We start from the raw sequence: 14941 nt of genomic DNA, 5'->3' as shown, positions 1-14941 counted from the left end.
ATGGCAGATAATAGTTACGCAAGAAGGGTTCGGGGAACTTCTACCATTCCCACAGTAGGTAATCCTGATTTACATAAAGCACGTGAAGTCGCAAAAGCACGGAATCTAGCATTATCAAAATTTGAAAAGGTTTTGTTAATATTCTGTACATTTGTTCTTTTGGTCTTAATGGTCGTGGTTGTTTCTGGTAAAATAAATCTATCTAACGCACAACACAAGTTAGATACAACTCAAGAGAAAGTAACCACTGTTTCTAATCAAAATAATTTACTTAAACAGGAAGTAAACCAACTTTCTAGTCAAAGTCGATTGAATAAGATTGGTCAAAATAGCGGTTTAACACTCAAATCAAAAAATATAAGGAATGTTAACCGATGAACGATCCAAAAAAGCGAACAACTGGTAATTCAAAAACAAAACAAAATCAAACAATGTTTGGTAGATGGTTACTACTCATTGTTTGTATCGTTTTTGGATTTATCATTGTTCGCTTTTCTTATGTCTCAATTAGTAAGACAATTGGGAATGTTAATTTAAGTAACCAGGCTAAACGGCTGTACACTGATAATAAAACAATTAAAGCTCAACGTGGGTCGATTTTAGACCAAGATGGTCAACCGATTGCTGAGGATACAAGCACATATTCAGTTTATGCAGTTTTAAATAAAAATCAGGTAGGTCCTGCTCCTAAAAAGGTTCCGCTATATGTAACAGATAAAGAAAAAACAGCACGTGTATTGTCTAAGTATTTGCCACTGTCTTATTCCAAAATATTGAAGATTCTTAATCCAACTAATTCTAAAGCATTTCAGGTTGAGTTCGGCAATGCCGGAAAGAATCTCTCTGTTGCGACAAAAGAAAAAATAGAGAGTAAACATCTTTCTGGAATAAACTTTGTCTCTTCAGAAGCACGTCTATACCCAAACGGTGTTTTTGCTTCCAACCTGATTGGTTTATCACAAACCAAACAAGATAAAAATAGTGACGCAACACAGTTGAACGGTATTATGGGTATTGAACGAGCTTTCAATAATAATTTGACCGGTGCTGATGGGGAACGCTCATTGCAGAAAGACAAATTTGGATATCAATTACCCGGTTCACAGGTTGAAAGGCCAGCTGTTAATGGTGAAACAATTTATACGACACTTGATAGTAGGCTACAAAGTATTATGGAAACTCAAGTTAGCAAGGTTGAAGAAATTACGAATGCTAACTCAATGAATGCAACGATTATTAATGCAAAAACAGGAGCTATTTTGGCAACTACGCAACGTCCGACATTCAATGCAGCTACGAAAAAAGGATTGGATAAGTCTTGGCGTGATGGACTAGTTCAAGATACTTTTGAACCTGGTTCAACCATGAAACTATTTACAGTTTCATCAGCAGTAGATAGTGGTCATTTCAATCCTGATGCAACGTACGAGTCCGGTACTTACGCCATTGATGGAAAGATTATTCCCGATTGGAAGCGATCAGGTTGGGGACAAATAACGTATAAAAAAGGATTTGCGCTCTCAAGTAACGTTGCAATGGCTCATCTTGAACAAAAGATGGGAGCCACTACTTGGAAGAAATATATAAAACGTTTTAGATTACTGAAATCAACTAACTCTGGGTTACCAGGTGAATCCAGTGGAAGCATGGCGTTCACATACCCTATTGATCAAGCTAACACAGCGTTTGGTCAGGGAATCAATGTAACAACTATGCAAATGTTGCAAGGATTTACTGCCGTAGCGAATGACGGGAAAATGGTTAAGCCACAATTTATCAAAAAAATTATCAATCCAAATACTGGGAAAACAACTTACTCAATGAAAACGGAAGATATGGGAACTCCAATTAAGGCATCTTCAGCTAAGGAAGTCCGTAATCTAATGCAGGATGTTGTTTATAAGTCGTATGGTATTGGGCAAGACTTCAAAATTAAAGGTTATCGAGTTGCTGCTAAAACAGGTACAGCCCAAGTTGCTAGTTCAAATGGTACTGGATACCTGATGGGTGATAATAGTTATCTATATTCTGTAGTCGGGATGGTTCCTGCTAAACAACCTAAATACATTATGTATGTAACTATGAAGCAACCAACATTACCTGGTACACAAACACCAACACAACTACTTAATCAGGTTTTTGGACCAGTTATGAAGCAAGCGTTGGAACAAGATACTACAACTGCGAAGGATCAACTTAAAACAACGGTCAGGATGCCAAATCTAATCGGCGAGGACGCCGTAAATGCTAAAAGAGATTTAGGTAAACAAAATGTTGCTGCAACAATTGTAGGTAGTGGAAAAGAAATAACCCAGCAATCTATTGATGCTGATACCAAAATTATGGTGGGACAGCGTGTGATTTTGCTAACCAATGGGCAGGTACTTATGCCAGATCTTAAGGGTTGGTCCAAAAATGATGTTGTTAATCTCGCACAATTATTAAATCTACCGGTTCAATTCAAGGGTAGTGGATTTGTTACCCAGCAATCGATGGCGACAGGCTCGACGATTGTAAGTGGACAAGGTCAATTAGTAGTGACATTAAAATAGAGTGATTCAAAATAGGAGAGAAAAAGATGATTCTAACAATTTGTATTGGAGCAATTATTAGTGCTGGTATTACATTGAGTGCAATGCCATCATTTATTAACTACTTTAGAAAACGTGATGAAGGTCAAATGATTCGTGATGAAGGTCCTAGTTGGCATCAGAAAAAATCTGGAACACCTACAATGGGTGGATTAGTATTTATTGTAGCTATCACGATTGCTAGTCTGATTACAGGAACAATTCAAAAGAGTTTGAATTCGGATCTATTAATGCTGGTCTTTATTCTAATTATTTTTGGATTGCTAGGTTTCTGGGATGATAGTATTAAATTACTAAAACGTCAGAATGAGGGCTTTAAGGCATGGCAAAAAATGCTGGGTCAAATTATTGGTTCAGTTATCTTTTTCTTGGTCATTCAAGCTTCAAACTTACCACTAGGTATTAATATTCCTGGATTGGGTGAATGGCACATGGGCGTTTGGTATGTTTTATTTGTCATCTTTTGGTTGGCAGGATTTTCAAATGCCGTTAATTTGTCAGATGGATTAGACGGTCTTGTTGCTGGACTCTCAACTATTGCTTTTGGTGCATACGCTATTCTAGCAGCTCATTTATACAACACATCAGTATTTATCTTTTGTATTACCGTAGTTGCTGCCATGCTTTCATTTATGGTCTTCAACCATAAACCAGCTAAGATATTCATGGGAGATATGGGATCTCTTGCACTAGGTGGAGCGCTGGGAGCAGTTTCCATCTTATTAAATCACGAACTTTCATTATTGTTTATCGGAATTGTATTTGTATTAGAAACACTGAGTGTTATTTTACAAGTGGCTTCTTTTAAACTAACTGGACATCGAATTTTTAAAATGAGTCCAATCCATCACCATTTTGAAATGTTAGGATGGAGTGAGTGGAAAGTCGATTTTGTATTTTGGACTGTTGGTCTTATTGGAGCAGTTATTACATTGATTGTGATTTGGTAGGAGATAATAATGAAAATTAATAAGAGTTTTGAGAATAAAAATGTTCTTGTATTGGGGTTAGCAAAGAGTGGTACTAGTGCCGCTCTTTTGTTGCATAAACTTGGTGCAAATGTTGTCGTAAATGATGCAAATGCGAAACAGGATGAAAATCTGTTAAAGCAGTTGAAACAAGAAGATATAACAACTATTTTAGGTAGCCACCCAGATGATATCCTCAGTAAACACAAAATTGAATTAATTGTTAAAAATCCGGGTATCCCATATACTAATCCAGTTTTAGTTACAGCATTAGCAAATAAAATTGAGATTATTTCGGAACCAGAATTAGCATATCAAATTTCAGATTCTAATTTAATTGGTGTAACAGGAAGCAATGGTAAGACGACAGTTACAACATTGATTAATTTAATGATCAATGAGGGTGGCAAAAAAGCTTACGTTGCTGGAAATATTGGCGTACCCGCCACAACTGTTGCACAAGAAGCAGAGGCTACTGACACAATTGTTATGGAATTATCCAGTTTCATGTTAGCCGGAATCCGTGATTTACATCCACATATCGCTGTTGTTAATAATATTTTTTCAAATCATTTAGATTGGCATAAAACAAGGGCCAACTATATTCATGATAAAATGCGGATCACAGAGAACCAAACCAATGATGATTATTTAATCATGAATTGGGATAGAGAAGAATGGCAAAAAATCGCTAAAAAAAGTAATGCTCAGGTGGTACCATTTTCACGGCAAGGACTCAGTGAAGATGGAGCATATGAAAAGGATAGTCAACTTTTCTTTAAGAATGAATACATAATGGACGCAAAAGATATTGCAATTCCTGGTGAGCAAAATGTTGAAAATGCTTTGGCAGCAATTGCAGCTGCTAAGTTATCAGGAACAAATAATGCAAGTATTGTACAAGTATTAAAAACATTCTCTGGTGTTAAACATCGAATTCAATTTGTTGATAAAATTGATGGACGTGTCTTTTATAACGATTCAAAAGCAACTGATATAGAAGCTACTGAAGTTGCGTTAAGCGCTTTTGACCAACCGATTATTTTATTGGCAGGTGGACTAGATCGCGGAGATGATTATTCTCGATTAGTTCCAATGTTAAAAAAGAATGTCAAAGCGGTTGTCTTAAACGGCGAAACGGCTGATAATTTTAAAGAGGCTGCTGAAAAAGCTGGTATTGAAACAATTATCAAGGTAGATAAAGTTAAGAACGGTGTATCAACAGCGTTTGAGTTAAGTGAACCTGGCGACGTTGTGTTACTTTCACCGGCAGCTGCAAGCTGGGACCAATATCCAAACTTTGAAATTCGCGGAGATGAATTTATCGAAGCTGTTAAAAACATTAATAAATAAAGGGGATTAAACGCAATGAGATTAATGATTTCAGGTGGAGGAACCGGTGGCCATATTTATCCGGCATTGGCTTTAATTCAGGAAGTTAAAAAGTCAGAACCTGACTCAAATATTCTGTACGTAGGAACTCACAAAGGTCTTGAAAGTAGAATTGTTCCAGATCAAGGAATTGATTTCAAAACAATTAAAATTCAAGGCTTTAAACGCTCATTATCATTAGATAACTTAAAAACTATCGGATTATTCCTATCAAGTGTTTCGAAGGCTCGTCACATGATTAAGGAATTTAAACCTGACGTTGTTGTCGGCACTGGTGGGTATGTCAGTGGAGCTGTTGTATTTGCGGCTGCAATGATGAGAATTCCAACAGTTATTCATGAACAGAATAGTGTCGTGGGAGTAACAAATAAGTTCCTTAGTCGCTTTGTAACTAAAATTGCGATTTCATTTGAAGATGCCAGATCTCAATTTCCTGAAAAAAAAGTTATTTTAACTGGTAATCCAAGGGCCACACAAGTGGTTAACATTGAGAAGACTGAATCATTGACTAATTTTGGCCTTAAGGATCAAACACCAACCGTGTTAATTTTTGGTGGTAGCCGTGGAGCTGAAAAAATCAATTCAGCCACAATGGGCGCACTTAAAGATTTTGGTACAAAAGATTACCAAGTCTTATTTGTTACTGGCCAAGTACATTTTGATAAGTTGATGCAAAGTATTAATCAAACAGATATATCAGACAATGTTTCAATAAAACCTTACATAGCTAATATGCCCGAAATTTTACCAGTTGTAAGTGCAATCGTTGGTAGAGCTGGCGCCACAAGTTTAGCTGAAATAACAGCGTTAGGAATTCCATCAGTTTTAATACCAAGTCCATATGTTACTAATGACCACCAAACAAAGAATGCTAAGAGTTTAGTAAAAGTAGGGGCTGCTGAATTAGTGACTGAAAGCGAATTAACAAGCTCTAAGTTGGTATCCGTAGTCGATGAAATTATGAATGACCAATCTATTCGTGAAAAAATGTCAAAACAGGCCAAGAGCTTGGGAGAACCAGAAGCCGCAAATAATTTATATGATGTATTAAAATCTGTAGTCAAATAATGATGGTATAGCAAATGTTTAAGAAAAAGAAAAAGGATACGCAGTTAACTCCTTGGGCGGCTTATCAAGCTAAGCAAGCTAAAAGTAAGAAATCATGGCGTGACATTATTCGTATACATCAGGCTGGAAATGGTCACACACCACAGAAAAACGTTAAAGAAAATTCGAATTCTAATACCAATAGTGTTATGAGTAGATTGACTGCTAATGTTAAGGAATTTAAGTTAGGACGGATTAGTTGGATTGTGATTGGTTCAATTGCTCTGATTCTTGTCTTAGTAGGAGTGTTTTTATTGACACCAATTTCTAGAATTCAAAAAGTGACTGTTTCTGGTAACAAACGTGTTGATTCTGTTCAAATAGTTCAAAAATCTAATTTAGAGAAGAATCAATTTATTTTTAATCTAGGTTTAAAAAAAGCTGACATTCAGAAGAGGGTAAAGAAAAGTAATTCTGATCTTAAAACTGTAGTTGTTCAAAAGCAAAAACATAATGCAGTTAATATTAAAGTTACCGAGAATGCAGTTATGGGATTTGTCATTCGAAATGGCAAGTACTATACCATTCGCCAGGATGGAAATGTGATTGCAGTGCATAACACACAACCAAATGGTAAGTTTCCGGTATTTAGGAACTTTACTAACGATAGTCAGATTAAAGATTTCTTAAGTAAATACAGTACCTTACCTAACGAAGTTCAAGATTCAATCTCAGAAGTAGATTTTGCTCCTACAAAGATTACTCCTACAAAACTTAAGTTTTATATGGATGACGGTAATCAGGTATTAGCAGTAATGCGAACGTTTGCGACTAAAATGAAATACTATCCTGGAATTTCTGCTTCAATGAAAAAAAAGGGAATTGTTGATTTAGAGGTTGGCGCTTTTTCATATCCTTATTCAATGGAGAGTGAGGAAAATGAACTTGGTGCAACCAATGTGATTGATAAGGGCAATACCAAAAATCAAATTGATTCCGGTTTAGCCAAAAAGAAAACAAAAGCAAAACCAAAAACTAATGAACTGAAAAAGACCAAAAAGAAAACTAAAAAAGAAAACGATTTAGCACCAACGAATTAATATGAGAAAGTGTTGATTGATTAGCGATTTGGGCGTACTATAAAAAAACATTGTATGGTACAATACTGAGTGTATGTAAATATATATAAAAATATAAGAAAGTAAACGACAGGAGGTTCCTTTATGGATAATTCAGGAATTTACGTTGGACTGGATATCGGAACCACCTCAATAAAAGTTATTGTTGCTGAGTATGTTCAAGGACAAATGAACGTTATTGGTGTGGGTAGTGAGCGTTCAGATGGTATGAATCGGGGAGTTATTGTTGATATCGACAAGGCTGCTTATGCTATCAAGCGAGCTGTAGAGTCAGCGGAACGTAAAGCGAATATTCAAATTCACGATGTTGTTGCAGGCGTTCCTGCAAACTTATTAAAAATTGAAAATTGCCGAGGCATGATTGCTATTTCAGATAGTTCTCGTGAGATTAATAATCAGGATGTAATTAGCGTTGCTAACGCAGCTTCTGTTCATAATCTTCCACCAGAGCAAGAGGTTATTGATGTCTTACCAGATGAATTCATTGTTGATGGATTTGATGGCATCAAGGATCCACGAGGAATGGTTGGCGTTCGTTTAGAAATGAACGGAACTCTTTTAACTGGTCCTAAGACAATTGTGCATAACTTAAAACGAGCAATTCGCCAAGCTGGGCTAAACCTAGTTGATGTCATTGTTAATCCTTTGGCACTTGGGAAGACGGTACTTAATGACGGAGAACAGGACTTTGGAACTGTTATTTTAGATTTAGGTGCTGGTCAAACGACCGCTTCAGTTATTCATGATTATCAACTTAAATATACTTATGTTGAACAAGAAGGCGGACAATTTGTAACTAAAGATATTTCAGTTGTTCTAAATACTTCCTTAGAAGATGCAGAAAAACTGAAAGTACAGTATGGTTACGGTTGGACCGCTGATGCTAGTTCTGAAACATTCCCAGTTAATATCGTTGGTCAAAACGAGCCAGCAGCAGTTTCTGAAGAATATTTAAGCGAGATAATTGAAGCTCGGTTAGAACAAATTTTTACTAATATCAAGAAACAATTAGAAGCTGTTGGTGCCTTGGACATGCCAGGTGGAATGGTTGTTACCGGCGGTGGAGCAGCATTACCAGGTGTGACTGATTTGATTCAGGACGTCTTTGGTATGAATGTTAAAATCTTTGTTCCTGACCAAATGGGATTAAGACATCCAGGATTCTCACAATCTTTAGCATTACTAAACTACGAAGTTAGCTTGAGTGAAGTTTCAATTCTTGCCAAAAGTGCAATGGTTGAAAGCTCAAGAGTTGTTCCTGAACAGGATGACAATTATGCTTCTTCAGAGGATCAAAGCACTAACCAAACTAATTACCAACAGGCACAGCCTGAAAGACCAATTAAGGAAACAAAGCGACCTAAACAACCAAAACAGCAGACAGCACAAACAAGTACCCAAGATCGTCTTGCTAGCGTACGTAAATGGTTTAGCGATTTCTTTGATTAATCAATATGGAGGAATTTAAAATGGAATTTTCAATGGATGAAAGTAAAAGTACTGGCGCTAACATTAAAGTCATTGGTGTTGGTGGCGGTGGTGGTAACGCTGTAAACCGTATGATTGCTGACGGTATGAAGGGCGTTGAATTTATCGTTGCTAATACTGATGTACAAGCACTTCAAGCATCAAATGCAGACGTTAAAATCCAACTTGGACCTAAACTTACAAAAGGTTTAGGTGCTGGTTCAACTCCCGAAGTTGGAGAAAAAGCTGCTGACGAAAGTCAACAAACAATCGCTTCAGCTCTTGAAGGAGCAGATATGATCTTCGTCACAGCCGGAATGGGTGGTGGTACTGGTACAGGTGCTGCACCAATGGTTGCTAATATTGCTAAGGAACAAGGTGCACTAACAGTTGGTGTTGTTACTCGTCCATTTAGCTTTGAAGGACCAAAGCGTGCACGTTTTGCCGCCGAAGGTGTTGCTAGGCTTAAAGAACATGTTGATACATTAATCATTATTGCTAACAACCGTCTTCTTGATATTGTTGACAAGAAAACTCCTATGATGGAAGCTTTCAACGAAGCTGATAATGTTTTACGTCAAGGTGTTCAAGGTATCTCAGATCTAATTACATCTCCTGGTTACGTTAACTTGGACTTTGCTGATGTTAAGACCGTTATGGCTAACCAAGGTTCTGCATTGATGGGAATTGGTTCTGCTAGTGGAGAAAATAGAACAGAAGAAGCTACTAAGAAAGCTATCTCATCACCACTTCTTGAAACATCAATTGATGGTGCTGAACAAGTATTGCTTAATATTACTGGTGGACCAGACTTGTCATTATTTGAAGCACAAGCTGCATCACAAATTGTTACTGAAGCAGCTACTGATGATGTAAACATTATCTTTGGTACTTCAATTGACGATAAACTTGAAGACGAAGTTCGTGTAACTGTTATCGCAACAGGAATTGACAAGAAAAACAGTCGTGGCTTACATCGTCAACCACAACGTACAAGCTTTGAAACACCAACACAAGCGAGTACGAGTGGACAAGAATTAAGAGGTTCAGGTTCTACTGAATCACTTTCAAATAACAATACAACTGCAGCTTCTTCAAGTAGCAATGAAAGTCATAATGATCCATTTGGTGATTGGCAATTACGTCAATCTAAATCTGAAGGCGTTCGTCCAGAATCTACTGAAGATAGCAATGAGTTCCAAAATGTTGAAAAGAAAGAATTCAATGCTTTTAACGACAGCGACAATACAAGTCCCGATGACGATGGGATGGATACACCTCCATTCTTCAAGCGTCGTGAAAAATAAAAATATTTAAAATAAGATAGGGCTTGAACAATTGTTCAAGCCCGTTTCTTACATTAGTATGTAAAAAGAAAGTATGAGAGAGAGTTTATGATTTTATTATTGTTTGCTGGTTTACGATGGCTAATACAGATTTATATGTTTTTGATATTTATCTGGATTTTAATGTCATGGTTGCCAGGTGCCTACCAATCAAGATTCGGTCAGATACTGACTAGGATTTGTGATCCGTATATGTCACAATTCAGATTCATTCCACCAGTTATGGGTATCGACTTTTCACCAATACTTGCAATCTTAGTGTTAGATCTTTGTATGAACGGTTTAACGTACATTGAATCACTAATTCTTGGGGTGTAATTATGCCAGATTCAGTTTTACAGCATTTTAGAAATGATGAATCTGGATTTATTGAAACCGCCAGTGGCTGGATTCAAGAAGCAGGAGACCAGAATCGCCCGATTCTTACTAATTTTCTTAATCCACGTGAAATTTATATTTTAGAAACTCTGGTTAATCGAGTCGATACCCTCAAGATGGATTCGTTTGGTGGATATCAGGGTGCGGAATTGCAGCGAGCCTTAATTTATCCAGATTATTTTATCAGTCAACCTGAAGACTTTGAAATTACCACGTTTGATATTGTTTACCCAATTAAATTTGCAGAACTGCAACATCGACAGGTTTTGGGAACTTTAGCGAATCTTGGTATTGAAAGAAATACCTTTGGTGATATCATTTCTAACGAAGATGCTTGGCAATTTTTTGTAACAAAAGATTTGGCAGATTTCTTTAGCTCAGAAGTTACAAGAATTGGAAAAATTAAAGCCAAATTGGTTGAAGCTGAGAATGTCGTGATTCCAACAGATGATTGGGAAACCGAAGTTACTACCTTTGCTTCAAAACGACTAGATGCAATTGTTGCAGGCATTTTTAATTTATCTAGACATCATGCAAAAGAATTGATTGAAGCTAAGAAAGTTCGTCTAAACTGGGAAGTCATTGAAAAATCAGATGCGGAATTAGAAGTTAATGATATACTTTCGGTTCGCGGTTATGGTCGAATTCAGATTTCAGCGTTGCAAGGTGAGACAAAAAAAGGTAAATTACGTATGGAAGTAAAAATTATTAGAAATAATAAATAGTGGGGGATTGTTATGGCAATGGAACCAACAGATATTCAACAAAAAAGTTTTACAACCAAGATGAGAGGATATAATCCGACAGAAGTAGATTCATTTTTGGATGATGTTGCCTTTGAACACCGTCGTTTACAAGATCAGATTGATTCATTAACTCGTCAATTAAAAGATGCTCAAGGTCAATTACAGTACTTTGATGAAATGAAGGCATCGTTAAATAAATCAATTTTGGTAGCTCAAGACGCTGCTGACAAGGTTAAAATTAGTTCACAAAGAGAAGCCGAATTCACAACTAAAGAAGCACAAAAAGAAGCAGAAACAGTTGTTGGTACTGCTCATAAACAAGCAGCCAATTACATTAATGAGTCTGCTGGTAAGGCCCAACAAGTTGTTGTTGCAACAGATGATTTGAAGAAACAAGCCCGTAGCTTCAGACAAAAATTGGAGGTTCTTTTGGAGTCACAACTTCAAATGATTAAGGGTAAAGATTGGGATAACTTGCTAAATGCCGATGAACTTTTGACCATTGGTGAAATTAAAGAAGCTATGCGTAATAGTGGGGCGCTTGACATTACACAAACAAGCAGTGTAAACTCAACAGAAGTAGCCGATGTTTCTCCAGATACTCCTGCTGTTGAAGCAGATGGTAGCGACGATGAAAAGAAAGTTACTGAAGACCAAGATGATAGTAGTGAGCCTAAGACAGTGGTTGTGTTCCCTGAAGAACACGTGCCAGTTGCTGGTAAAGCTACAAATGAAGGTTTTCATATCGATCCAAAAAAGTAAATTTATGAGGAAGACTGAACCTAATAATAATCAATTTCAGAGAGTTAGTTAACTGGTGAGAGACTAGCATTGATATTAAGTTCTAATCACTTTCGAGAGTTTAGATGAAAATACATGGTATTGTAGTCTGAACCGGATTTGTGAACGTTAACTCACTGTAAAGAGAAATTTAAAATGTATTTCTAAACTTGGGTGGTACCACGAAGACTTCGTCCCTTTCGGACGGGGTCTTTTTGTGTATATCCAATAAAAAAGGAGAGTGCTGTTATGCGAGTTAAAGATACTTTGAATTTGGGTAAGACTAAATTTAAAATGCGAGGCAATTTGCCTGTTAACGAAAAAAAGCGTGAAGACGTTTGGTTTGAAAATAAAGTTTATGAGCAACGCCAAAAATTAAATGAGGGTAAACCAAGCTTTGTTTTACATGATGGACCTCCATATGCCAATGGTAATATTCATATGGGACATGCTATGAATAAGATTTCAAAGGATATTATCGTTCGCTATAAATCAATGAATGGTTTTCGTGCACCTTATGTTCCTGGTTGGGATACACATGGACTACCTATTGAAGCTCAATTAGCTAAAGATGGTTACGATCGTAAGAAAATGTCTACATCTGAATTCAGAAAGCTTTGTCGCGATTATGCTTTGAAACAAGTTGATAAACAGCGTGAGGATTTCAAACGTTTAGGTGTTTCAGCAGAATGGGATAATCCATATCTCACACTTAAACCAGAATTCGAAGCCAATGAAATCAAAACATTTGGTGAGATGGCTGAAAAGGGACTAATTTATCGTGGTAAAAAACCAGTGTTCTGGTCATGGTCTTCAGAATCAGCAATGGCTGAAGCAGAAGTCGAATATCATGATGTTACGTCGCCATCAGCATTCTATGCTGAAAAAGTTATCGATGGAAAAGGTGTTTTAGACGATGATACATATATGGTCGTTTGGACTACCACACCTTGGACCATTCCAGCATCTGAAGGAATTACAATTGATGAAGGTTTCGATTATTCAGTTGTTCAACCAGCAGGAGAATCACGCAAGTTTGTTGTTGCAAGCGAATTGTTATCTGGCGTCAGTGAAAAATTCGGTTGGTCAGATGTGAAGGTTTTGAAGACGGTTAAAGGACGCGAATTAGACCGTGTCATTGCTCAACATCCTTACATTGAAGATCGTAAGATTGTCACAATGCTTGGAGACTTTGTAACGCTGGATGCTGGTACTGGACTAGTTCATACAGCACCTGGATTTGGTGAAGATGACTTTAGAATTGGCCAACAATATGGTTTAGATATTTTAGTTCCGGTTGATGATAAAGGATATATGACAGCTGAGGCTGGTCCTGATTTTGAAGGTGTTTTCTACGAAGATGCCAACCAAATCTCTCTCGATAAATTAAAAGAGAAGAACTTGTTACTTAACTACATGCCATATGAACATAGTTATCCATTTGATTGGCGTACAAAGAAACCTGTTATTTTCAGAGCTACACCACAATGGTTTGCATCTGTTGATAAGATTCGTGATCAAATTCTTAAAGTGATCGATGATGTGAAATTCCAACCCGATTGGGGTCAAAAACGTCTTTATAATATGATTCGTGATCGTGGCGACTGGGTTATCTCTCGTCAACGAGTTTGGGGCGTTCCTTTGCCAATTTTCTACGGTGAAGATGGTACACCAATCATCACTAAAGAAATTACTGATCATATTGCCGATCTATTCTTGAAACATGGATCAGATATTTGGTTTGAAAAGACTGCCAAAGAATTGCTTCCAGATGGATTCACTAGTGAACATTCACCAAATGGCGAATTCACTAAAGAAAGTGACATCATGGATGTTTGGTTTGATTCTGGATCATCTCATCAAGGTGTTTTAGCAGAAAGAGATTACTTAACTTACCCAGCTGATTTGTACTTAGAAGGTTCAGATCAATATCGTGGTTGGTTCAACTCTAGTTTAATCACAAGTGTTGCTGTATCTGGACATGCACCATATAAAGAAGTTGTCTCACAAGGATTTACTTTAGATGGTAAAGGTCACAAAATGAGTAAGTCATTGGGTAATACAATTGTACCTGCTGATATTATCAAGCAAATGGGTGCTGAAATTATTCGTCTCTGGGTTTCATCAATTGATTCATCATCTGATGTTCGTGTTTCAACTGAAAACTTTGTTAAGATTTCAGATGCATACAAGAAGATTCGTAATACTGTTCGTTACTTATTGGCTAATACATCAGATTATGATCCAAAAGATAATCGAGTTGAGTTTGATAAACTCCGTCCTGAAGATCGTTATATGGCTGTTAAGTTTAATGAATTAGTAAAAACAATTCATGCTGACTATGATAAATATGATTTTATTGATATTTATAAAGTTATGATGAACTTTATCATTAATGATCTTTCAGCATTCTATCTTGATTTTGCAAAGGACGTTGTTTACATCGAACCTGCTGATAGTTTGAAACGTCGTTCTATGCAAACTGTTTTCTATGATATTGTTGTTGGTCTTACAAAACTAATGACACCAATTTTGCCACATACAGCAGAAGAAATCTGGGAATACTTGGATGAACCAGAAGAATTTGTTCAACTTTCCGAAATGACTAAGGCTCAAGAGTATACTGGTGAACAAGAATTATTAGACCAATGGGATCAATTTAAGAAGATTCGAAGTCACGTATTGAAGGCTCTTGAAGAAGCTCGTGATGCTAAAGTAATTGGTAAATCAATGGAAGCATCTGTTGATTTATACTTGGACGACGCTGACCGTAAGTTGGTTGATGATTTAGGAATCGACGTTCGATTACTATTAATTGTTTCACAAGTTAATTTACTTAGTATTGATGAAGCACCAAGTGATCTAACTGTTCAAGACGGCTGTGCGGTTACTGTTTCTGCGGCTAAAGGAACTGTTTGTGATCGTTGTCGTATGACAAAAGAAGACGTTGGTTCAGATTCTGACTTTGATAATTTATGTGCAAGTTGTGCAAAGATTGTAAAGGATAATTATCCTGAAGCAGTTGAAACAGGTTTCGAAGAATAAAATTAAAAATTGCAGTTGATCTGAACCCATAATATTGGACTA

The 14941-nt window shown here is 36.8% G+C and carries 12 protein-coding genes; all 12 read left to right on the top strand.

The features are described 5' to 3' along the window. The 12 genes from ftsL (at position 1) to ileS (ending at position 14899) form a co-directional block, all read left to right on the top strand. Positions 1–378, top strand: a complete 378-nt coding sequence (gene ftsL, locus IV88_RS05970; RefSeq protein ID WP_057799766.1) for a cell division protein FtsL — start codon at positions 1–3, stop codon at positions 376–378. Then, a complete protein-coding gene (locus tag IV88_RS05965; protein WP_057799765.1) occupies positions 375–2552 on the top strand; it encodes a penicillin-binding transpeptidase domain-containing protein in 2178 nt (725 codons plus the stop codon). Before ftsL ends, IV88_RS05965 begins: the two co-directional genes overlap by 4 nt. 26 nt (positions 2553–2578) lie before the next feature. Then, positions 2579–3541 carry a phospho-N-acetylmuramoyl-pentapeptide-transferase gene (mraY, locus tag IV88_RS05960; protein WP_057799763.1) on the top strand — a complete coding sequence of 321 codons (963 nt, stop codon included), beginning with the start codon at positions 2579–2581 and terminating at the stop codon, positions 3539–3541. A gap of 9 nt (positions 3542–3550) precedes the next feature. Further along, positions 3551–4912 carry a UDP-N-acetylmuramoyl-L-alanine--D-glutamate ligase gene (gene murD / locus IV88_RS05955; RefSeq protein ID WP_057799761.1) on the top strand — a complete coding sequence of 454 codons (1362 nt, stop codon included), beginning with the start codon at positions 3551–3553 and terminating at the stop codon, positions 4910–4912. A gap of 15 nt (positions 4913–4927) precedes the next feature. Then, the gene (gene murG / locus IV88_RS05950; RefSeq protein ID WP_057799759.1) at positions 4928–6019 is read left to right on the top strand and encodes an undecaprenyldiphospho-muramoylpentapeptide beta-N-acetylglucosaminyltransferase; all 1092 of its coding nucleotides are present in this window, start codon (positions 4928–4930) and stop codon (positions 6017–6019) included. A gap of 14 nt (positions 6020–6033) precedes the next feature. Continuing rightward, the gene (locus tag IV88_RS05945) at positions 6034–7098 is read left to right on the top strand and encodes a cell division protein FtsQ/DivIB (RefSeq protein WP_057799757.1); all 1065 of its coding nucleotides are present in this window, start codon (positions 6034–6036) and stop codon (positions 7096–7098) included. Positions 7099–7221: 123 nt separating this feature from the next. Then, entirely contained in the window at positions 7222–8586 is a 1365-nt protein-coding gene (ftsA, locus tag IV88_RS05940; RefSeq protein ID WP_057799756.1) for a cell division protein FtsA, read from the top strand. Between the two features lie 20 nt (positions 8587–8606). Continuing rightward, entirely contained in the window at positions 8607–9911 is a 1305-nt protein-coding gene (gene ftsZ, locus IV88_RS05935) for a cell division protein FtsZ (protein WP_057799754.1), read from the top strand. A gap of 87 nt (positions 9912–9998) precedes the next feature. Next, positions 9999–10268, top strand: coding sequence for a YggT family protein (locus IV88_RS05930; RefSeq protein ID WP_057799752.1), 270 nt, complete (start codon positions 9999–10001; stop codon positions 10266–10268). 2 nt (positions 10269–10270) lie between these two features. After that, the gene (locus IV88_RS05925) at positions 10271–11053 is read left to right on the top strand and encodes a YlmH family RNA-binding protein (RefSeq protein WP_057799750.1); all 783 of its coding nucleotides are present in this window, start codon (positions 10271–10273) and stop codon (positions 11051–11053) included. 12 nt (positions 11054–11065) lie between these two features. Continuing rightward, positions 11066–11836 (top strand): DivIVA domain-containing protein, encoded by a 771-nt coding sequence (locus IV88_RS05920; RefSeq protein WP_057799749.1) that lies wholly within the window; start codon positions 11066–11068, stop codon positions 11834–11836. A gap of 267 nt (positions 11837–12103) precedes the next feature. Continuing rightward, positions 12104–14899: an isoleucine--tRNA ligase gene (gene ileS / locus IV88_RS05915; protein ID WP_057799747.1), complete on the top strand. Its 2796-nt coding sequence runs from the start codon at positions 12104–12106 to the stop codon at positions 14897–14899. Positions 14900–14941: the final 42 nt, after the last annotated feature.

Source organism: Pediococcus argentinicus, assembly GCF_001437605.1.
Lineage (GTDB): Bacteria > Bacillota > Bacilli > Lactobacillales > Lactobacillaceae > Pediococcus > Pediococcus argentinicus.
Note: the sequence above shows the minus strand (reverse complement) of the source record. Positions and strands in the feature narration are given on the sequence as shown.

Coding starts and splice junctions, on each gene's coding strand:
- ftsL (WP_057799766.1), top strand. CDS start 1: ATGGCAGATAATAGTTACGCAAGAAGGGTTCGGGGAACTTCTACCATT.
- IV88_RS05965 (WP_057799765.1), top strand. CDS start 375: ATGAACGATCCAAAAAAGCGAACAACTGGTAATTCAAAAACAAAACAA.
- mraY (WP_057799763.1), top strand. CDS start 2,579: ATGATTCTAACAATTTGTATTGGAGCAATTATTAGTGCTGGTATTACA.
- murD (WP_057799761.1), top strand. CDS start 3,551: ATGAAAATTAATAAGAGTTTTGAGAATAAAAATGTTCTTGTATTGGGG.
- murG (WP_057799759.1), top strand. CDS start 4,928: ATGAGATTAATGATTTCAGGTGGAGGAACCGGTGGCCATATTTATCCG.
- IV88_RS05945 (WP_057799757.1), top strand. CDS start 6,034: ATGTTTAAGAAAAAGAAAAAGGATACGCAGTTAACTCCTTGGGCGGCT.
- ftsA (WP_057799756.1), top strand. CDS start 7,222: ATGGATAATTCAGGAATTTACGTTGGACTGGATATCGGAACCACCTCA.
- ftsZ (WP_057799754.1), top strand. CDS start 8,607: ATGGAATTTTCAATGGATGAAAGTAAAAGTACTGGCGCTAACATTAAA.
- IV88_RS05930 (WP_057799752.1), top strand. CDS start 9,999: ATGATTTTATTATTGTTTGCTGGTTTACGATGGCTAATACAGATTTAT.
- IV88_RS05925 (WP_057799750.1), top strand. CDS start 10,271: ATGCCAGATTCAGTTTTACAGCATTTTAGAAATGATGAATCTGGATTT.
- IV88_RS05920 (WP_057799749.1), top strand. CDS start 11,066: ATGGCAATGGAACCAACAGATATTCAACAAAAAAGTTTTACAACCAAG.
- ileS (WP_057799747.1), top strand. CDS start 12,104: ATGCGAGTTAAAGATACTTTGAATTTGGGTAAGACTAAATTTAAAATG.